The sequence below is a fragment of the Pseudoalteromonas sp. NFXS53 genome (genome assembly GCF_056629255.1).
On record NZ_JBWVBR010000010.1, the window covers coordinates 17,418 to 37,699 of the forward strand.

Annotated in this window: 19 protein-coding genes; 12 read left to right on the forward strand and 7 right to left on the reverse strand. The window is 40.5% G+C overall.

Translation table 11 applies throughout. The features are described 5' to 3' along the window. The first annotated feature begins 944 nt into the window (after window positions 1-944). The 4 genes from AC1HJP_RS11965 to AC1HJP_RS11980 all read left to right on the forward strand — a co-directional run bounded on the left by AC1HJP_RS11965 (window position 945) and on the right by AC1HJP_RS11980 (window position 3,849). Window positions 945-1,352, forward strand: a complete 408-nt coding sequence (locus AC1HJP_RS11965; RefSeq protein ID WP_480362021.1) for a hypothetical protein — start codon at window positions 945-947, stop codon at window positions 1,350-1,352. A gap of 73 nt (window positions 1,353-1,425) precedes the next feature. After that, window positions 1,426-2,133: a transposase gene (locus AC1HJP_RS11970; protein WP_480362022.1), complete on the forward strand. Its 708-nt coding sequence runs from the start codon at window positions 1,426-1,428 to the stop codon at window positions 2,131-2,133. A gap of 174 nt (window positions 2,134-2,307) precedes the next feature. Further along, complete coding sequence (locus AC1HJP_RS11975; protein WP_421963649.1) at window positions 2,308-2,472, forward strand: hypothetical protein; 165 nt, start codon at window positions 2,308-2,310, stop codon at window positions 2,470-2,472. Window positions 2,473-2,496: 24 nt separating this feature from the next. Further along, a complete protein-coding gene (locus tag AC1HJP_RS11980) occupies window positions 2,497-3,849 on the forward strand; it encodes a hypothetical protein (RefSeq protein ID WP_480362023.1) in 1,353 nt (450 codons plus the stop codon). A 157-nt stretch (window positions 3,850-4,006) separates the two neighbouring features. Here AC1HJP_RS11980 and upp read toward each other — a convergent pair whose 3' ends face one another. Both upp and AC1HJP_RS11990 read right to left on the reverse strand, forming a co-directional pair. After that, the gene (gene upp / locus AC1HJP_RS11985) at window positions 4,007-4,636 is read right to left on the reverse strand and encodes a uracil phosphoribosyltransferase (protein ID WP_480362024.1); all 630 of its coding nucleotides are present in this window, start codon (window positions 4,634-4,636) and stop codon (window positions 4,007-4,009) included. A 288-nt stretch (window positions 4,637-4,924) separates the two neighbouring features. Then, window positions 4,925-5,770 carry a S1 family peptidase gene (locus AC1HJP_RS11990; protein WP_480362025.1) on the reverse strand — a complete coding sequence of 282 codons (846 nt, stop codon included), beginning with the start codon at window positions 5,768-5,770 and terminating at the stop codon, window positions 4,925-4,927. A 422-nt stretch (window positions 5,771-6,192) separates the two neighbouring features. Here AC1HJP_RS11990 and AC1HJP_RS11995 point away from each other — a divergent pair, with 422 nt between their 5' ends. The 4 genes from AC1HJP_RS11995 to AC1HJP_RS12010 all read left to right on the forward strand — a co-directional run bounded on the left by AC1HJP_RS11995 (window position 6,193) and on the right by AC1HJP_RS12010 (window position 10,739). After that, window positions 6,193-6,630 carry an acyl-CoA thioesterase gene (locus tag AC1HJP_RS11995; RefSeq protein WP_480362026.1) on the forward strand — a complete coding sequence of 146 codons (438 nt, stop codon included), beginning with the start codon at window positions 6,193-6,195 and terminating at the stop codon, window positions 6,628-6,630. Window positions 6,631-6,902: 272 nt separating this feature from the next. Next, window positions 6,903-7,898: a fatty acid desaturase gene (locus AC1HJP_RS12000; RefSeq protein WP_480362027.1), complete on the forward strand. Its 996-nt coding sequence runs from the start codon at window positions 6,903-6,905 to the stop codon at window positions 7,896-7,898. Window positions 7,899-8,356: 458 nt separating this feature from the next. Beyond that, window positions 8,357-9,133, forward strand: a complete 777-nt coding sequence (locus AC1HJP_RS12005; protein ID WP_480362028.1) for a helix-turn-helix domain-containing protein — start codon at window positions 8,357-8,359, stop codon at window positions 9,131-9,133. A gap of 70 nt (window positions 9,134-9,203) precedes the next feature. Beyond that, complete coding sequence (locus tag AC1HJP_RS12010; protein ID WP_480362029.1) at window positions 9,204-10,739, forward strand: serine hydrolase domain-containing protein; 1,536 nt, start codon at window positions 9,204-9,206, stop codon at window positions 10,737-10,739. 151 nt (window positions 10,740-10,890) lie between these two features. On the opposite strand, the gene AC1HJP_RS12015 is transcribed toward AC1HJP_RS12010, so the two are convergent. Together AC1HJP_RS12015 and AC1HJP_RS12020 are read right to left on the reverse strand one after the other, a co-directional pair. Beyond that, a complete protein-coding gene (locus tag AC1HJP_RS12015) occupies window positions 10,891-11,202 on the reverse strand; it encodes a hypothetical protein (RefSeq protein ID WP_480362030.1) in 312 nt (103 codons plus the stop codon). Between the two features lie 309 nt (window positions 11,203-11,511). Next, window positions 11,512-11,718, reverse strand: a complete 207-nt coding sequence (locus AC1HJP_RS12020) for a hypothetical protein (protein ID WP_480362031.1) — start codon at window positions 11,716-11,718, stop codon at window positions 11,512-11,514. Window positions 11,719-12,400: 682 nt separating this feature from the next. Between AC1HJP_RS12020 and AC1HJP_RS12025 the strand changes: the two genes are divergently transcribed. The 4 genes from AC1HJP_RS12025 (at window position 12,401) to AC1HJP_RS12040 (ending at window position 16,403) form a co-directional block, all read left to right on the forward strand. Continuing rightward, window positions 12,401-13,873: a serine hydrolase gene (locus AC1HJP_RS12025; protein WP_480362032.1), complete on the forward strand. Its 1,473-nt coding sequence runs from the start codon at window positions 12,401-12,403 to the stop codon at window positions 13,871-13,873. A 403-nt stretch (window positions 13,874-14,276) separates the two neighbouring features. Next, on the forward strand, window positions 14,277-14,822 hold the full coding sequence (locus AC1HJP_RS12030; protein WP_480362033.1) for a hypothetical protein: 546 nt from the start codon (window positions 14,277-14,279) through the stop codon (window positions 14,820-14,822). Between the two features lie 91 nt (window positions 14,823-14,913). Next, complete coding sequence (gene ppiC, locus AC1HJP_RS12035; RefSeq protein WP_058028905.1) at window positions 14,914-15,192, forward strand: peptidylprolyl isomerase PpiC; 279 nt, start codon at window positions 14,914-14,916, stop codon at window positions 15,190-15,192. A gap of 440 nt (window positions 15,193-15,632) precedes the next feature. After that, the gene (locus tag AC1HJP_RS12040) at window positions 15,633-16,403 is read left to right on the forward strand and encodes a DUF4097 family beta strand repeat-containing protein (RefSeq protein WP_480362034.1); all 771 of its coding nucleotides are present in this window, start codon (window positions 15,633-15,635) and stop codon (window positions 16,401-16,403) included. Between the two features lie 61 nt (window positions 16,404-16,464). Here AC1HJP_RS12040 and AC1HJP_RS12045 read toward each other — a convergent pair whose 3' ends face one another. The 3 genes from AC1HJP_RS12045 to AC1HJP_RS12055 all read right to left on the reverse strand — a co-directional run bounded on the left by AC1HJP_RS12045 (window position 16,465) and on the right by AC1HJP_RS12055 (window position 20,249). Beyond that, entirely contained in the window at window positions 16,465-18,204 is a 1,740-nt protein-coding gene (locus tag AC1HJP_RS12045) for a hypothetical protein (RefSeq protein ID WP_480362035.1), read from the reverse strand. A gap of 120 nt (window positions 18,205-18,324) precedes the next feature. Next, window positions 18,325-19,173, reverse strand: a complete 849-nt coding sequence (locus AC1HJP_RS12050; protein WP_480362036.1) for an HAD family hydrolase — start codon at window positions 19,171-19,173, stop codon at window positions 18,325-18,327. Window positions 19,174-19,343: 170 nt separating this feature from the next. After that, complete coding sequence (locus tag AC1HJP_RS12055) at window positions 19,344-20,249, reverse strand: LysR substrate-binding domain-containing protein (protein ID WP_480362037.1); 906 nt, start codon at window positions 20,247-20,249, stop codon at window positions 19,344-19,346. Window positions 20,250-20,282: the final 33 nt, after the last annotated feature.

Below are 20,282 nucleotides of genomic sequence, written 5' to 3' on the forward strand. Positions count from 1 at the left end.
GTTGGTCGTGCTTTAGCGCGACAATCCAACAACATTGTCGCTATAAACGACGACCTACAAGAGAATAAAATACTTCGGTATCAGCGGCTTTATGCCGCGAATTGTTATCGCTTGTAGGCCGTGCTTTAGCGCGACAAGCTAACAACATTGTCGCCGTAAACGACGACCTACAAGAGAATAAAACACCTCGGTAGCAGCGGCTTTATGCCGCGATTTGATATCGCCTGTAGGTCGTGTTTTAGCGCGACAGGTTTAAAATTATCCTTCAATTTAACCCTTTGTCGCGTTGGCGACGGCAACCAAAGGGCGGCTGCCGCCGACCGCCCCTTGGAACCCCACGGCGCCCCTCTATCACGCTTGATCTTCAAAACGCAATTGATGTGAACGTAAACGCCACGAAGGCACATCCATGTGCCAGCGTGGCTTGACTCGCATCCATGCGAGCGCATTACTCATCAATTGCTTATTTTCAGGCGTGATAGAAGGGAGAAGGGAGTTGTCTGTTGGTTTTGTGTTTAGGTTTGCACAATGCAAGACCTGACCCTGCGAATTTATAATTCTTTACTCATTGATATATAAGAATCTGTCCTTGAAGTGTTTTTCGATATGGAATATATTAATAAGGCTTGAGTGTTCCACTCGATTGTTGCAGCCAGGAAAATATAATTTAGACAATGCTTCAGAATGTAATTTTGAGGCGATCCATTTTGGATCTCTGCTGGAAAGGTCCACCGTCGCCGAGTCATAACCACAATAGCCTGACTTCGTCAGATCTATTGAGTTATTAACTCAACGGTTGCTCCTTCGTCGCAAGGATGTACTGACTTGATGAATACAAGCTGTAGTCTTTAATTATACTGGTGAAAGCAAATTGTATTCATCCGATGCGAGAGCATCTAAGGGGGTTACCCTAAGTCAGCTCCATTCCTAAAATGGACACGGAAATGCTAGTTAAATATAAAAACCCACCAATTAATACCAAACTAAAATTAGCTCAAACTCTCTCAATTAGTGAGTCAGAATTAGAATCTCTTTTGTCCACTCCTGATACAGACAGATATTCTGATCCTAAAAAGCCTGCTTTTAAGAAAGATGGTACAAAACGCAAAATTAAAAGTCCTAATAGAGACTTTAGAAGAATACAAGGTCGAATTAATAATAGGATTTTTTTAGATGGTATAATTTGGCCGTCATATTTATTTGGTTCAATTCCTGCGGAATTTGCTAAGCGTGATACAGACTATATTGCGTGTGCGTTAAAACATTGCAGAGCTAAAAGTATCTTGAAAATAGATATTTCGAACTTTTTTGACAACATATCTGAGTACAATCAAAGGGGTCAGAGTCGTTGATTTTGGGTTTTGACTCCACTTATGTTTGAGCAGCTATACTGATATAACGATAAACTAATGGACTAGTTAAGTTATGGCACGTCTTCCTCGATTAAATCTTCCTAACGTACCTCAGCATATTGTTCAGCGTGGCAACAATCGGCAAGTGACTTTTGTAGAACCAGATGACTATGTTGTTTATTTAGAAAAACTAAAGTACTACGCCAAAGAATATGAAGTAAAAGTACATGCGTTTGTACTGATGACTAATCATGTTCATTTATTGGCAACGCCAACAACAAGCAATGGTGTTAGCAAGCTTATGCAGTCTTTAGGGCGTTACTATGTTCGCTATTTTAATCAAACCTATAAACGCACGGGCACATTATGGGAAGGGAGATTTAAATCAACATTAGTTGATAGTGACAATTATTTTTTAATTGTGAGTCGTTACATTGAGCTGAACCCTGTTAGAGCAGGCATGGTCGCACATCCTGCTGAGTATACTTGGTCAAGTTATCAGCATAATGGGACGGGGAAAGTGATTGAGCTTATAACTGAACATGACTTATATACACGGTTGGGTACGAACCTAGAGAATAGGCAAGCACAATACCGCGCATTGTTCGAAAGAGATATTCCGCCATATACGCTAGAGGAAATAAAAACAGCAACCGATAAAATGTGGGTACTTGGCAATGAACAATTCAAACAACAAGTTGAGGAAATGTCGGGTAGGAGAGCCTCACCTTTGGCAAAAGGAGGAGATAGAAAATCAGAGGCGTTCTTGAAGTCGAAATAACAAGTCAATGACTCTGAACTCATTGAACCTGTATTTGCTTCTAAAAGCGTCTGAGTGGGCTTTAACACCCCCTTTTCGATTACCCCAAATTTTAAGTTAATTCCACCGAGTGTTCTAAGCCTAACTTCGTTACTTTCAGTACTCAATTTAATGTTGATCTATGAGTACAGTCCAATGAATTCAAATCCTATGTCACAACAATATAATGGCTTGGAAGCTCAGCCATCTGACGATTTACAAAAGCTCAATCTACCGGCTGCACTGACCAGTTTGATCCGTGAGCAAAACAATGGCGGAGATTATTGGCTACTGCAAAATTTGATTGACGACGATGAGTAAAATGAGCAGAAGGAGAGCTACGAGATGAGATTATTTATTTTTAACAATGGCAAGTTAAAACATGTGCTTAGTCAAACTTATGAAGAGCAAGATACCTTATATAAGGTGTTTGAAAGAGACTTGGAGAAGTTAGTCAAAGATCCAGACGGGGTGGCTACTGAGCGAAGAGAGGGTTTATGGGCTCCAGCATTACTCAGTTGTAAAAACATGAAATTCGATAAATCAAAAAGTAATTTCAGAGATTGGGATAAGAAAAATCAACAAACTCAGGGCGGAGTCGATTCAAAGTATAACAACGCACCAAATGCGTTTGACTTTTATCTTGATAGAGGCACAGGTTGGATAGGGCTTGCTAAAAACTATTCCATCATCAATGAAATTAACAATAGCGGAGAAATTAAAGGTAAAAAAGAGTCGTTAACAAGCGACGTAGGTTATCCATGGAATAACTATAGAAAATCTAAGCTTTGGGGGTTATTTAGCACCGAGGGCTTCAGTGAAGAAATAGCTAAACTGGAAAAAGGCGGTAAATCAATTATCCCCCCTTCTGTGGGTGGCTTTTATACCGAAGACTCAGCTATGACTAAAAATAACTTTGAAATGATGCTTTGTGTTACCAACAAGCTAGCAGCAACAATTAAAGCCGTCGTAAATGTGGAGTGGCCTGCAGTCGCTTACGATAATGCAGTATTCGCTTTATACTCTATGGATAGAAGTTCAAATGCTAGCAATAATGCAAAGCTCGCCTATGAAGGGTTAATTAAAAACTTATCTGATCATAATGGCGACTTTGGCAGCCCCCAAAAAAAAGAGAGTATTGGTAAAACCCGTTACTTAGATAAACTAAAAGCAGTTGAAAACTTATTGGTTGTCTCTTATCGACAGATGCGCATGATGACCAAAAGCTATCACTTTGATTCATCTAGTTTGGAGCTAGCGTGGTATCAAAAATTCTATAGCGGTATTTTATGGACTCTAGAAAGTCTATTAGGTGTCGTTGCGAGTATTGTAGGTTCGGTGTCTGCCTCTGGAGTGACGAAATTGGGCGCTGCTGGTGTTAATGTCGCTGGTGGAGCAGTGGGTAAAGAGTTGCTCAGCGCCATTGCATTATATGTGGGTGATGCAAGGCAAAAATATGAACGCGGCGGTCAGAAGCAAGACGTTAATATCGTATTAGATAAAATGATGGATACTTTACTCATCACCTACACCACCTTTGAGTTATTTTTGATGACTTGGGGTTTGGAAAAGCACATTGTTGGCGCAACCGAAGATAAAATGCAAAAGAAGCTCACCAAAGTTCGCTTATTGCTAGAAGCAAAAGTAAGAAATAAAACGCTGGATGAAAATGACCCGCTCCTTGCTCAATTACAATAGTTTTTGAACCTCACTAAACTTAACAAGGGCTAATTTAATTTCAGTGATATATAAGCTGCTTTTTCAAGCCGAGTTACTATAAACCTCGGCTTTTTACTTAACTATGCTTAAATATGATGTTGTTTAAGTATGAAATCAATGACTCTGACCCCATTGATTACTTCTTTGTCCCAAATATCTTATCACCCGCATCACCAAGGCCTGGTAAAATATAGCCTTGTTCATTGAGCTTTTCATCAACACTGGCGGTATAAAGTGTGACATCTGGGTGAGCCTCTTTAAGTGCTTGAATACCCTCAGGAGCTGCCACTAAAACCATGGCTTTAATCTCTTTTACGCCATGTTTTTTTAATAAATCTATGGTCGCGATCATTGAGCCTCCGGTTGCTAACATCGGGTCTACGACCAAGGCGACACGTTTATCTAAATCAGAAGTGAGTTTTTCAAAGTAGGGCACAGGCTCTAGGGTTTCTTCATCTCGATAAAGGCCAACCACAGAGACTCTGGCACACGGAATAATGGATAGCACCCCTTCATTTAAACCCAGTCCAGCCCTTAAGATCGGAACCAAGGTTAGTTTTTTACCTGCTAGTTGTTGTGTGGTTATATCACCTTGCCAAGAGACGGTTGTGGTATCTTCTAGCGGTAGGTCTCGTGTTGCTTCAAAGGTTAATAAACTGCCTATTTCAGATACTAATTCACGAAACGCTTTAACGCTAATATCGTGTGTTCGTAATAGTCCCATCTTGTGTGAAATTAATGGGTGCTTAACTTCAACTACGTTCATGTTGTGGCCTAAACAAGTTTTTATAATTTAGTTAAGTAACAAGAGTGAGAAATATCAATAAAATTTATTAGAGGATTAAGAAATGGTAACTTGAAGAACAGATTAACAATTGCCCTTGGCTAATTAAAAGTGAAAATTCTAGATGAGGTTTTGTATTGTTGGTGTCACTCTCAACAACGCGACGCATTCTTGAATTGGAAGTTAAATTAAAACCTGTCGCGCTAAAACGACCTACATATCAAGTCGCGGCATAAAGCCGCAACTCAAGATGAAAGGTGCTTATTTAATTTAAGGGGTAGCTGTTTTTAAAGCCATGGTTTTACCTATCCAAGTAGTCATTGCATTCACGCTAATATAGTATTCTTGCCAGCCATATTTTCCTTCTCTTTTATGAATTTGCACACCCGGGTAATCTCCACCTGAGCTGACCCCAACGATGTGATACCCAGATGAAAGCTTAACAAGGGCGGGGCTGCCACTGTCACCAGGACCGTTAATGCCCTCAAGCGGTAATGCATTTTTGCTTTCTGGCGCATCAAAATTAAAAATCAGATAATTGCCGCTGATGGCGTCTATTTTATTGCGCGCGACACGCAGTTGCCTGTCGTTCACTCTCTCTTTGCGAGAGACGCCTTCTAAACCGTTACCAAAGTCACCCCAGCCCATCACTTCTATGGTTTGGTTCATTTTGACTTCTGGCTCAAGTAGAGGGAAAGTTTGAACTTCTTCTAGAGGATGCGAAAGCCTTAGCAAAGCGATATCAAATGATGGGTCTTTAACCTTGTCTTCAATGTCGATGATTTTGCCTTGCTCATTTTTTATTGCTTTCATATAGCCATATTCAGGCGGCAAATGAATAGAGTGAACTTCAGCTTTGTTACCTGCTATTTCAAGCTGACTGCCGGGCTCTAATAAAATAGTACAGTGCGCTGCAGTTACAGCCCATTGTGGTGCCAACAAAGTTCCGACACAGTTTTTAGTTTGACCGTCATCCTTCAAGGGAAAAATAGCGGGGTAATCGCTTGCTTGTTGAACGTACTTATCGTCATTTACATCGTGCCTAATTATCATGGCATTGGCGTGCAGGCTAGTTGTGATTAAACCAGCGATGATTACTTTGCTTAGTAAGTTCATGTTATTCCTACTCTTCATGTGTTTAGAGTTATGAGATAGCAAGGTGCGTTCCTTAATTTAAGTTTCTGATATTTAGTGATTTTATTTTTTTGAGCGATTTTCAGCTGTGTATATTTACGGTTTCGTTAAGGCTTTTTTGATTTCGAGAAAAGGTTGGCGTCTACAGGGGATCGAGGTTTGGTTTGTAGGCGCGGGTTTATTTTAAAATGGCTTATTTCACCTTGCGCAAAGAGAATGTACTCGCTTTGCTCGCAGTCATAACCCCTTTGCACCTTCTAGCTAGGTACAGACTCAGCAGCTTTTAAAATGGCTCATTTCACCTTGCGCAAAAGTAACCTTGCTTCGCAACGTGTATTTTGCACTTTGTACTGGTACGATGAGTCCTTGTTCTAAATCTAAATAACCATAACAAAGGCAACATCATGCAGGAATTTTTCGAGAAGTTTGCAATCACCACTAAGGTAAAGGTGGTGTGGGGTGAAATGGATGCATTAGGGCATGTGAATAACGTGTCGTATTTTCGCTACTTTGAAACCGCGCGGATCGATTTTTTACAACAAACCGGGCTTTTATCTATTTTGTCTGAACCGACCCATAGTCCTGTGTTACGCGACACTTATGCGCAATATAAGCGCCCTGTGACTTTTCCAGATACCTTGTACATTGGTTCATACATTACTGACATAAAAGAAGATCGCTTTACTATGCGTTATGAAGCGTTTAGTGAGTCTCAGCAGGCAATCTGTACAACAGGGTATGCGAATGTGGTGATGTTTAATATGAAAACCGGGCAAAAGTCGCCAATTCCAGAGAATATGCTGGCTATACTTAAGCAGTATGAAATGGATGTTGCTCAATAGGTTTTGCTGGTGCAGGAGGGGGGGTACCCATTGAGTTATGCTTATTAGGTATTCTTATCCCCCTTGCTGAGGCTGGTTCGCTTCGTTTCGGGCTCTGTAGTTTTGAAAATAGCTCAATTCATATTGCGCAAAGAGAATGTACTCGCTGCGCTCGCAGTCATAAACCCTTTGCACCTTCAACGTGTATTTTGCACTTAGTTCCACCGCAATTAGTCGAGGGAATGTTGCCTTTACGCTATGATCTTGGCACCAAAAAGTTAGTTATATTTTCAATGTCAAAATTAACCGCGAAGCAGAACATCAAAACTATTGTGACTGCGATTAAAGCTGAAGAACAATCGCTCAGGACACGTTACCCAATTCTTAATCAACAAGACAGTATTGCGATGGCTATCTTGTTGTTGTCGCTCTTTTCACTTGTTGGCGTTGCGACGCTGTATTATTTTGCGCTTATTCCTGCGTGGTTGTGTATTATTTCAGCGGCTTTAATCACGTCTATTTCTCATGAGTTAGAGCATGACCTGATTCACAAACAATACTTTAGTAATCGACCATTTATACATAATTTTATGATGTTGACAGTATGGTTGATGCGACCCAATACGGTTAACCCTTGGTACCGCAGACAGATACATCTTCACCATCATAAGGTGTCTGGTACGGAACAAGATTTAGAAGAACGCTTAGTCGGTAATGGCATTAAGTCGCCATTTTTAAGAGCGGTGGTGATTATGGATGGGTTGCTCGGTTTACTGATTAACTCCAAGCGTTTTAGCAAAGAGATCAAAGGCTTTAAGTTTTTACAGGTGTTTAATGCCGGTTTTCCTATAACCTCGGCTTATTTTGCGATTTTATATGGCGTGATTGCTTATCATGCAGTGCAATTTATTCAGCCGTTTAAAGTGCCTCTTTGGGGGGCGGATATATTAGCAGTGGCTGAATTTTTAATGGTGATACTGATTGTGCCGAATATGATCCGCTCAACGTCACTGAACTTTGTGACTTCTTCAATGCATTACTACGGTGGCGTGAACAACTTGTTAGAGCAAACGCATGTGATCAGCAGCCGCTGGTTTTTGCCTTTCCAGCTTTTTTGTTTTGATTTTGGCCGCACGCACACCATTCATCACTTTGTGCCGAATCAACCATTTTATATCCGCCAGTTAATCAGCAAGAAGATACAGCCGGTTATGGCTGAGCATGGTGTGCGCTTTAATGACTTGCAAAGCTTAAAGCATGCGAATCGGTATTTAGAAAAGGTTGAGTAACGTAGCTTTATGATTGCGTAAGTTGTTCGATTTGCGCTGGTTGGTTAAGCGCGACATAAAGTCGGCGCCTACAGGGAGTTGAGGTGCGAACTGTAGGCGCGGGTTTACCCCGCGCAGAAGTGAATTAGTTTCATAGACCTTGTGCCCTTATCAATTTTTAAAATAGCTTATTTCAACTTGCGCAAAGAGAATGTTGAAAAATAGATTGGTGTTATATTACATCCATGTAGCTACGCCCATCGGGTATCCATACCCTCACTTCCTCGTGCTGCGAAACTTCGTTTCGGTCACTCGTCACCCTTGCGCAAAGAGAATGTACTCGCTGCGCTCGCAGTCATAACCCCTTTGCACCTTCAACGTGTATTTTGCACTAAGGAATAAACTGTTACATAGTTAAGATTGCTGCTAAGAGGGCTTTAACTTAGTCTAACTGCATCAAAACCACACCTATAACCCAAATGAATGAAGTAAAGCAAAAGCGTGTCGATATTTCGTCAGGTCAGTATGCGAGCTTAACTTACTACCCCGCTAATACTGAAATGGCGATGCATGAGCATCAAGGTCATCAAGTATCAATCGTTCTATCTGGCGCTTTGGCTGAGTCTGATAACCGACAGCAGCAACACGTATTTACACCAAGTTTATGTACTAAGCCAGCAGAGTTTGGCCACGCTAACCAATATGGAAAACAGGGAGCGCTGATATTTTCATTAAACTTTAGCAAGCAAACTTTCACTGAGTATGCTGATGGCGTAGATATTGATTGGCATTGGCAACCATTAACTGCCAAGCCGTTACTGCAAATGCTTAAGCAGTCAGTACAGGGAATGATGATAAATAATGAGTCATTTCAGCAGCAGTTATTGTGGGATTTGCTGGCAATTAGACAAGGGGCTGCTTTAGCTTCTGAACGCCATAAAGTGTCTTGGCTCGTAAAAGCCAAACAATATATTGAACATGCACCAGAGAATCTTAATCTAACTCACTTAGCGGCAGAGCTAGGTATTCATCCTGTGTACTTTTCGCGGAGCTTTCATAAACATTTTGGTTGTACACCTAGTCTTTATCAGCAGCGGTGTAAGGTGTCACGAGCAATACGTCTTTTATCAAAAAACAAAATGCTCGTTGATATTGCGCATGACAGCGGCTTTACTGATCAAAGTCACTTAACACGATTATTTAAGCAAGAGGTTGGTTTTACACCACGACAACTCAAACAATTAATTGCAGGTTAAATCTATACAATAAAATAGCGAGCACAATGGCTATGCTGTTGCTGATATTTTTTGAACTAAGGAGTGAGTCATGTATACAAAAAGCAAGGCTATTTTACTATCAGCGTTAATAGGTGTGAGCCAGTTGAGCTATGCCATCACGCCACAGCAAGCTGCTGATAAATTAGAACAGTTTATTGGTAAAGTGCCAAACCTCGGGCCTGGTTATGCAATTGTAGCCGTCAGTAAAGATGAAGTGCTGTTAAATCATGTTCAAGGCATTAGAAATATCGACACTAAACTGCCATTGACGGTCGATACACCAATATATATCGCATCTCAAACTAAAGCATATCTGGGTCTTCTGGCGGCTAAGTTAGATAAGCAAGGCATATTGAAGCTTGACGACACCATTGCCAAGCACTGGCCAAATATCACCCTGCCAGAAGGGGTTGATCCTAACCAGTGGACGTTACGAGATTTATTGACTCATCAATTCCCAATTGACGCCGATCAGATTGTTATTTTAGAAGCTTATGTGACAGAGGTTGATTATAAAGATTACCCTGCCTTAATCGCAAAACATGCGAGCAAGCGTAAAGAGGGCTACGATTACACTAACCTTGGATACAATATCTATGGCGCTATTTTGCATCAAGCCACGGGTAAAGCTTGGCAAGACTGGCTGCAAGATGAAATCTTTACGCCGATGGGGATGACAAATAGCTCTGCGCGCACTTCAGACTTTTCAATGAAACACCTATCTTGGAATCATATCTGGCAAGGTGAAGAAAAAGGCTGGCATTTAGTGCCACCAAAAACAGACGGTAAAATGCAATCAGCAGGTGGCTTAGTGGTTTCGGCTAATGATATGGGTAAGTGGCTGCAGTTACAGTTAAACCCCGAGCTGGCAAATAAGTCAGGCTTTAACGCTGAGACTATGAAGCTGGCTCATACACCAGTGGCGAAATTAGACCCCAAAGCCAGAAACCCTTATGAGCTGCCATGTCATGGTTATGCGCTTGGGTGGAGTGTCTGTGATATTTATGGACACACCCTGTATGCCCATGGTGGGGGCTATACAGGCGCTCGTACTATGATGGCATTTTCTCCAGACCTAGGTGTGGGAATTGGGGTGTTTTCTAATTCAGATAATATGACGGGTTGGTTAACCAGCAGAACCATGGTGCAGTTTTTTCAGTACTTAACAGAGCATGAAAAAGCAGAGCATATGGCCAATGTTCGTCAGCAGGGTTACCAAGAGCGCGTAGACTGGCTATTAAATCGAAGATTACAAAGAAACAATGACACGTTAGCCGAGTTTGCTCAGCAATCTGGTGCAGAAAATTACCAAGCAACAAAAGCTGATTTGGTTAAGCTGGTGGGGAATTATCAAGGTGATGATAAGTACAGTAAGTTGGCCATTTCGATGTCTTCAAATGGAAACTTGAAAGGCAAGCAATTCGACTATGAATTTGATTTAACAGCTATCTCTTCGAACTTATTTTTAGAGCAAAGCACGCCGTTTAGCTCATTTAACCCGATCAATGTGAAGTTTGATGACAGCACAAAGCAGGTAAATAGTCTGACCTGGCAAGATGTTGAGTACCAAAAAATCAGAGAATAGGTATGGGTGTGAATTGTAAGAGGCTGGTGAAATCAAAGTTATGATCTATCTTTGATTTCTTGCTTCACAAAAGATTGCTTTACAATCCGCTATGCTTACAGTCACTAACGCTTCAAACTTGTTTGAAGCGTTAGATCTATTCTGCTGTTAATTACACCGCAATTGGTAAATCATTAACAACTAAAGACTGGCCGTTTTCTTGTGCGCGAAGAAAGCTAGAAATTAAAACATCATTTGTTAGCGCATTGATGTCTTCAACCTCTTCGACCATACAAAATGAGATAGACTCCCAGCCAAACCCTTTAACAAAAGCTTCAAGTTGAGTAATGTTCTCTTGATAATTTTCATCGGTTGTTAATAGGCCGATAGAATGCTGATTACCTTCTTTATATTTTTCGCTGTTAGCTGTCGAGCATTTAGCAAATCCGCTCAATACATAAACTTTACTATCATTATGATTCATTGTGCTTACCTGTTTAATGAGTATCAGTGAATGGTAATATGCATTTTTCAAACCAATTTAAAAATTGACTCTAATTTTGTGCATAAGTACATAGAATAAAAGGGTAAACACATTTGCTAATGAGCCAATAAAAATGTTTTTTTATAGTGTCAATTTTTTGAAAGTTAATAAGTATTTCAGATTTTGGATATAGAGAAGTTTAAAGGGGGCGCTGAATTGGTTAGCCTTAGTTTTAGTTCTTAAAACTCACACTTTTATAAAGGGAGCTTAATGAGCTCCCTTAATGTGTAACTCTTCAGTAAAAGTTGCTTACTTTGTTGAGGAGTCAGTAACAGTTTTAGGGAAAGGAGTAGGTAAATCCTTTGTTGGCTCAGGGCAGGTCATTGCAGCTTTAGTCATCGGATAGTCATCAGTGATTTTACCACCAGCAATATTTTCAGTAACAAATACTGGTAGCTGCTTTGAATCTTGACTCAAAGATTTCATTCTTTTTTTAGCAAGTTTTAAGTTCATCATTATTCCTTTGAATTTCTAAAATGTTTGGTGTCGATAATATATCGAACAGTGAACATATTTGATCGCTTTAAATTTTATTGCAACATTTTGTTATCAAATTTGAAACCTTTCGGGGCGCCCCTTCACTTCTTTTTTGCTTTCCAAGTCCCACCATATTGATATGTATCACAATACTGCTTTTTAATGACGAGTAAGCAGGGGCCGCAGACAAATTGCCATTCAATGTTGCTGTTATAACGGCACCGGTACATAACGGACTTGCTTTGTTGGCACTGTGCGCAGAGTTTGTGGCGTATTCTCATTAATCTCATCCTCTTGATTAATCTTTTGATACGAAATGTGAGGTCGTTCGATCAAAACTAAAATCGCAGCACTATGATCCCCCTCATTATGGGAATACCTCTGTTTGGTTTATTTAGAGGTAATTCAGTTTATTTTTGGTTTGACTGTGTCGATTTTGGTAAGTGAGCAACAAATTATATTACTGTAAATACACTCTCAAATGGCCTCAAAGTGTGTTCCGAAAGTGACACACTACACATTTTTTATGTTCCGATATAGCGACATTTAAAAAGGTATAAAGAACAAGATAATATGTAAGCTATTGATAAGTAATATTTAAAATATTGGTCTGATACTTGTTATTTGATTACTACGAATTCAATAATAATCGAGAATTAATATGAACAAGTTTATCCTTTCTAGCTTAGTAAGCAGTGTAATGTTTCTGAGCAGTCAATCAGCAATGGCTGAGCAGGATTCAAGAGTAGAAACATTAAAATCCTATTTTAAACAGTGTCATAAGGCGCAACTTTGTAATGGTAGCTTCTTGGTGGCCGAAGACGGAAAAGTGTTATATCACCAAGCTATGGGTGTTAATCATAAAGGTGATACGCCGCTTTCAACTTCACATCAATTCGATATTGGCTCAATTTCGAAGCAGTTTACAGCGGTCGCTATTATGATGCTTCAAGAGCAGGGCAAACTTAATTTTGAAGATAAAGTCATTCAGCATATCCCTGATTTTCCGTATGAGCAGATCACCATCAAACACCTGCTTAATCATACATCTGGTATTGCTGATATGATGCCTTACTTAACAAGTTTGTACCGTCAGGGGAAAGTTACAGCGAGTCTTGACCAAAATACCGTGCTAGATGCATTAATCGACCAAGCCCCAGAGGTGATGTTTCAGCCAGGCGCACAGTGGCGTTACAGTAATACCGGATATGTTGTGCTAGCGACTTTGGTGTCTAAGATCTCAAAGCAAAGTTATGACGAGTTTTTACAAAGCAGTATTTTTACACCGCTGAAAATGACGCAGTCGGTAAGCCGTACAAGCAAAACAGAGCATAGATTAACTGAGCGCGCATACGGTTTTCGTCAGCAAATTAATGGAAATAAACGTGCATTTGACCAAATTCCATTTTTTGATATTGAAGGTATGGGGGGGATCTATTCAACAACCAGCGATCTTTATGCTTGGGATCAAGCGCTACATAGCCATAAGCTTTTAAGCCCAAAGACGTGGCAAGCAGCCACACAAGTGACTAAAACAACAGATGGCAAAACCAAAGAATATGGCTTTGGATTTATGCTAAAACTGGATGCTTTTAATCAACAAAAGATCGGGCACAGTGGTCATTGGCGTGCATTTAAATCGATTTATACGCGTCAAATTGAAGATAATCGCACAATTATTTTACTGACGAACAATGGTCAAGATGACAGTGTAGATGCTAATGAAAAAGCTGTTGAAGCGATTTTGGCAGGTCAGACATATGAATTTATTCAGCAGCCTATTTCACAGGTGCTTTATGGCGTGTTTAAGCAAGATATCAACAAGGCACTCAGTACATATCGTCAACTAAAGGCAGAGCAAGCAGCAGGATATGATTTCTCTGAAGGTCAATTGAATGACCTAGGTTATGTATTGTTACAAGAAGAGCATGTTCAAGCTGCAATTGCTGCTTTTGAATTAAATGTTGAAGCTTTTCCCAAGTCGCCAAATGCATTTGATAGCCTGGCTGAAGCGTTAATTTCAAATGGTCAAAAGAGGGCTGCGACTAAACGTTTAAAGCAAGCCTTAGAAATAGACCCAAACTTTGTTTCAGCTAAGCAGCAGTTGGCAAAATTAAATGGCGCGAAGTTATAAGGGGTAAGTCATTTTACTTATTTAGGGCTCAGATTAATGACTTCTTTGTCATTAAAAGGCCGTAACATGTTTACGGCCTTTTAGTTTGTAGGCGCGGGTTTACCCCGCGCAAAATAAGTTTGAAATGAAGGGTGGTATTGTATTACATCCATGTAGCCTGAGACTGTTTTGGTACTTTGTAAAACATACGCAAAAGTAACCTTGCTTCTCAACGTGTATTTTGCACACGTTATCACTTGTACCTAAGTTGGTGTGGCTGTTATATTTGCGCGCGTAAATCATTGCTATTTATCAATTAATAAATGATAGGTAGTTTTGCTCTTTTACATAAGCATAGCATTGATTCTCTGGACGCCAGCTATGCCTATGAGCCTCAACAATATTTAAAAGGAAGAAAGGACGCATGAAAAAATTACTTTCAGCAATAGGCCTATGTTTACTCTCTACAACTGCTCAGGCTGAGTATGATAGGTACTGGCTGGAATACAGTGAAGGGCTTCAGTATGGCAGCTCGTTTAAAATTAAAGTAAGAGACAACGACAAAGGTTGGGCGTTTGTGCATTCGAACTACACTGAAGAAGAGTTCTTCGGCACCACAAATCTTAATCGAGTAACAAAGGCACGCCATGATGCTGAATTTAAAGTGTACGGCGTCACTCGATTTGTTTCTATACCTTATAGCTGGGGTTATGTTGATGCGGGCGCTGGTTTAGGTTACGGCGATGGCTCATGGTCTAAAAACTGCGAACACTATCAAGATGGCTTTTTAGGCACCAGTGATATCTGTGACTTGAAAGAGGGATCAAGTATAGGTATTCCACTTCATGCATCTGCCACATTTGGTAAGTTTATCGGTATTGGTGTGAATGTAGATGTATTTTTGTCGTTAGAGCGAGGCACAACAGCGCAAGTCGGGTTAGTGATACCTTTTGGTTTATTTACAAAATAACACAGAGCAATCATAAGTTAGTGTGGTCATGATTTTTCGTTATAATACGCAATATTATTAGAGTTAATTTTAAGTCGTAAATCGAGAGTATATGGCCAGTACAGCACATGCCTTGCATATTTTGGTAAAGCATAAAGAGCAAGCAGAAGACATTCTTAAGCAATTAAAAAAAGGTGCTAAGTTTCAGACTTTAGCAAAGAAGTATTCTAACTGTCCGACTGGTAAAAAGGGCGGTGATTTAGGAGAGTTCAGACGCGGAACTATGGTGCCGCAATTTGATAAAGTCTGCTTTTCTTGTGAAGTTTTAACGCCGCAGTTGGTTAAAACGAAGTTTGGTTGGCACGTAATAAAAGTGCTTTATCGTACTTAGAGCTAGAGCTAGAGCTAGAGCTAGAGCTAGAGCTAGAGCTAGAGCTAGTGAATATAGTTTAGTGTTGATATGTTTTTGTAGTCAAAGACGTATCAATGCTTGTCCATTTTTTAAACTATCTAGCTAAGCCCTTCGGGTATCTATATCTTCACCACCTCGCGCTGCGAAACTTCGTATGATTTCAGGCTTCCTGCCCTTCATTCTTCGGACCTGCTTCGCAGTTCAAAAATGTTCCATACATTTTTGTGGTCGCTCGTCGCCCTTGCGCAAAAGTAACTTTGCTTCGAAGGAGTTTACCGCAGCGTTGTTTAAAGTTGCTTATTTCACCTTGCGCAAAAGTAATCTTGCTCCGCAAGATGTATTTTGCACTTTATTTAAACCTTTCCTTCACGGGTTGCGTCTTATTGGTTAAGACAGGTGATTAAGAGAAAGGAAATACCATGAATTTAGTTAAACCAACTTTAGCATTCGCGCTTTGCGCACTGACTTCTGCAAGTGTATTTGCTCATAACGGTCAACGTTATACTGAAACTGTGGAGAAGACGTTCTCAGCAGATGCAGGCACGCAATTACAAATCGAAAACACCAATGGCAAAGTAGAAATTGAAGCATGGAACAAGGACGAAGTGCTTGTAACCGCGACTATCTACAGTAAAGACAAAGAAGGCAGGGAAAGGGTTGAGGTTGAGCTATCACAAAGAGGCAACACCATTGATATCGAAACGCACTTTGCTAAGCAGTTCGGCTGGAATAATGGCGGCTATGCCAAGGTAGATTATTTTATTAATGTGCCAGCACATATTGAATTAGATGATGTTGAGCTAAATAATGGTTCGTTATCTATCAAAGGCGTAACGGGAGCTGTTAACGCATCTTTAAATAACGGCAGCATGGTGGCGAAAGGACTTGCTGGCAATACGCGTGTTGAGAGCAATAATGGCTCTGTTAAATTATCGTTTAGCGATGAATTAAAAGACCTGACTGATGTGGATGTTGAATCGCAAAATGGGTCGATTACGGTTTATTTCCCTGATTCGATTGATGCCAGTATTAAAGCAAAATCTAATAATGGCTCAATTAGTAATAACTTCGGTTTAGAGGTAGATAAAAGTCGTTCAAACCGAAAAACCTTATCTGGTGAAATAGGGTCGGGAAAAGCAAAAGTAACGTTGTCGAGTAATAACGGCTCTATTCGTATTAAAAACCTTTAACGGGTAATAAACCTGCATACTCTTAATTGAAGTATGCAGGTTTTATATGTGGTACTGCTTTTTAAAGCTTTTTAATCATAATTTGGGTGTCAGTAACCACCCCTTTCTCTGCAACATCAAGGTTAATTTGCATTTGTGTATTTTGACCAATGAACTGTTCAAATTCGTCACCTAATTCTTCACCCGCAATTTCGGCGCCCTTCAATAGCGCTTTAAAGAATTTATCTGAATTCATTGAAAATGCCATCATGCCGTTTGCTTCAACGGTTTGTTTAGTTAAAGTGTCAGCAAATTTTTTGCCTTGCTCACCGGTGTAAAAAGTCAAATGATCACCTTTTAATGCAAGATAGATAGGTGCATCTAACTCAAAGCCAGCCGGAAGGAACTCATTTACTTCAATGGCAGAGCCATCTGCAGGTAAAGTGACACCTGCGAGTGCAGGTTCGAAGCTTTTAGCAATATTAAATAAGGCTTCAGCATCATCGGCAGAAATTGTCGCAAGTACATTGAGCGATTTGAAATCAGGTTGCCCAGGGTTTTGTGCATGTTCCACAATTTCGACATCAAAAAGACTTAAACTGACGCCTTTCAAAGAGCCAAGCATGCCGGTCATCATTGCGAGTGCCGCAGGGTTTGTGTCTTTACTTTGCGCTTGCGCAGCAACAAGAGGTTGACAGCTAAAGTCAGCCGAAGCAAAACGTGCCCACACTGTATTAACCATAGGGGAAATTTTCGATGCGTTGAGGCCGTATGCAAAAGAAATCATTGCCTCCCCCATATTTTTTGCGTGCTCAGGGATGAAACCGCGAGCGTTACTCATTGCATCAAGCACTTTCTTGTCTGTCGATGCGAATACAGTAGATACTTGAATATCAGCATAGTTATGTGTGATTTCAACTTTTTGTGTGCCAGATACAATCGCAGGCCAATTACTTGCCATATCAGCAAAATCTTGTTGGCAAGCTTCATTTCGGATAAGGGCGAGGTCGTCTTCACTCCCTAATAAAGCAAGCAAACCATCAAGCATTCTTGTGGTATTGCTTTGTGGATCTTTTGCAGTAAGGGCATTAACTAAAAGGGTTGTATCAAGGTAAGCAAGAGATTGACCATCTAACTGATAGTCATTGATATATTGCTCAACGCGATTCGTTTCACTCAGTGCTTTTGCAGGTTTTGTGGCTGCTAGTGCCACCTTTAAGTCTTCTTCGGTGTTAAAGGCTGTATCTAAAGTGAGTGTGACCCAGTCACCTTTGGTTGAGACAACAATATCAAATAGCTTTTCATCTCCCTGCTCTATAACAAAGCGGGTAATAGGCAGACCAGCTAGTGCAGTCGTTTCATAACGTACACCAGATTGCTCAGCTGCTGTTTTCATCGTTTGTACAAAGGTTTCAACATTGGCTAATTTGGCTCTGCCAACAGGCAGAAGTCCCACTGAATAACCTAACATTTTAAAGTCATTGTCAGCGCCCCAGGTGTTTGCAAAGGCTTCTGAAGAATTTAAGCTGTTAGTATAATTTTCCATAAGTCTAACGAAGAAACGCTCATTGCTAGATGCATTACTTTGTTGCATCAGCTCGACCAGATCATCAAATTGATGCGTGTTCTTAAATGCTTCAGGCAATACGTCTAGATATTCAAGGTATGGAAACCCTTCAAGCTGCGACCAAAAAAAGACTGTATCGGCAGGTACATAATCTAGTTGTGGTAATGGGGTGTATGAATCGTTTTGATTAGAAACAAAATATGCGCCAGAGGCAACTGCAGCTCCTGTGACTGTTGCTAAAAGTAGTTTTTTCATATTCTTACTCCATAAGAATTATTATTATCCAAGTTCCTTTTAGGATAACAGGATATTACCTGTCGAAGTAGCAAAAATATGGGTTGAATAACGGCTTTTTAGCCCAAATTACCGTGCGCTTTATAGTGAAAAACGTTCAGCTAAAAACTTCGCAACCCCATCTTCGTTATGGTGACCAATCACAGCTGTAGCGGTTTGTTTATTCTCAATATTGGCATTTTCTGGTGCATAACATTCGTCTGCAATTTCGAACATACTTAAATCGTTATCACCATCACCAAAACAAATGATTGACTCAATGTTGAGCAACTTTTTTAATTTAGCGATTGCAGTACCCTTGGTCGCTTTTGCATGATGCACATCTATCCATCGGTATGTCTCATGTTCTATGGCTTGCCCTGAATAGGCGATTAAATGGTTGAGTGTTTCAATGGTGTTGTGAACCGAAATAACTTCATCACGAGGGCCAATCATACTGATGTTGGTAATTTGAAAGTCGTGATTCAACTTGCTTAAAGGCAACATGCGCGTTTTTGGTGATAACCCAAATTGCTCTAACAATGCTTGTTCAAACCGGTTTTTATATTCTCCATGAAAAACAATGCGCTCACCTTGGTCGTTGAGTGCATTAATAAATGGATGTGCAGAGTTCGATATCATTACTTCAGTTGCAGCTAATGTTTCATCAAGGCCTAAACAATTATCAAAGCTAAAACGCTGCTTTGTCGGGCAATAAGTAACAACGCCATTGGTATATATCTGAGGCAGAGAAAAAGTGTGACCCTTTAAAATGTCTTCTGCAGATAAAAAGCTTCTACCTGTGGCGATAGTGTAGTGAATGCCTCGCTTGTCCATTTCGCGAAGTGTTTGCAATGTAAATGGAGATAGCTGCGAGTGCTTGTTAAGTAAAGTTCTATCAAGATCAAATACAACGAGTTGTTTTATTTTTTGTTGAGTATGTATATTCAAGCTGAGGATCCTAAGTTGAAATATCAAAGAACATAATTTGTGCCGATATAAGTTTCTACTTGCAAAAGCCTAACATAGATCATTGATAGGTGATTGAAGTCACAAGCCCAATAGTAACACTTAAAAGTATGTCTAAAGATTATTACAGAGGTATCACTCAGGTTTAGTTTTCAATTCATCACACTGGGTAGCTTGTCACGAATAAAGTCGGCTAATGCTTTAATGTGGGCTGGAACACCAAGTCTTGATGGCATCACTAAACTTAAATTTGCTGCTTGTGTTAGGTATTCAGGCAATACATGAACAAGCTCTCCGCTTTTAAGCTCTGATTTGCAGACATAATTAGGCAGTGAGGTAACACCAAGCCCTGCGATGGCTGCGCGTTTGAGTGTGCTCATATCTTCAGAGCAAAGTTTTGCTATCACCGTTTGCGATGTGTGTTGGCCATTGCCATCAAGGAGGTTAATGGTGTTCGCTGGATTAAAGCGACCGACCTTTAAGAAGTTGAGCTGAGCCAAGTCAGAGGCATCTTTTAAATATGTCACTTTTTCTAACAGAGCGGGAGAAGCGAATAGCGGCCAGTCGACTCGTGCAATAGAGCGTTGGATTAAGCTTGAATCGGGTAGGTCGGCGCTATGGCCCCGAATTGCCAAGTCGACGCTTTCTGTGATTAGGTTAGCCATGTTGTTTGAAACACGCTGTTCTATTTGCACTTGCGGGTGCCGCTCGGCGAACTCAATCAATAACTCACCTAGAGCGTATTGAGCAACCCCCGTTGAGCAACTGATCACAACTTTGCCTGACAGTTCACCTTGGGTATTCTTCATGGCAGATTCAGCCAGTTCCATGGCATCAACGAGCTTACGAGCATGTTCATAGAAGTATCGACCTTCCTGTGTCACCGCGACATGACGTGAAGTGCGCTGCAGCAGTCTAACTCCAAGACGGGCTTCAAGCTGTGCTACATGTCGACTCAACCGAGACTTTGGCATTTGCAGTGCGGCAGCCGCAGCCGTGTAACCTTGCTTTTCTACGACGTGTACGAAGTAGTAATAGTCGTTGAGATCTAGTTTCATGAACACCTTAGGTTGTTCTAAATATGGAACGAT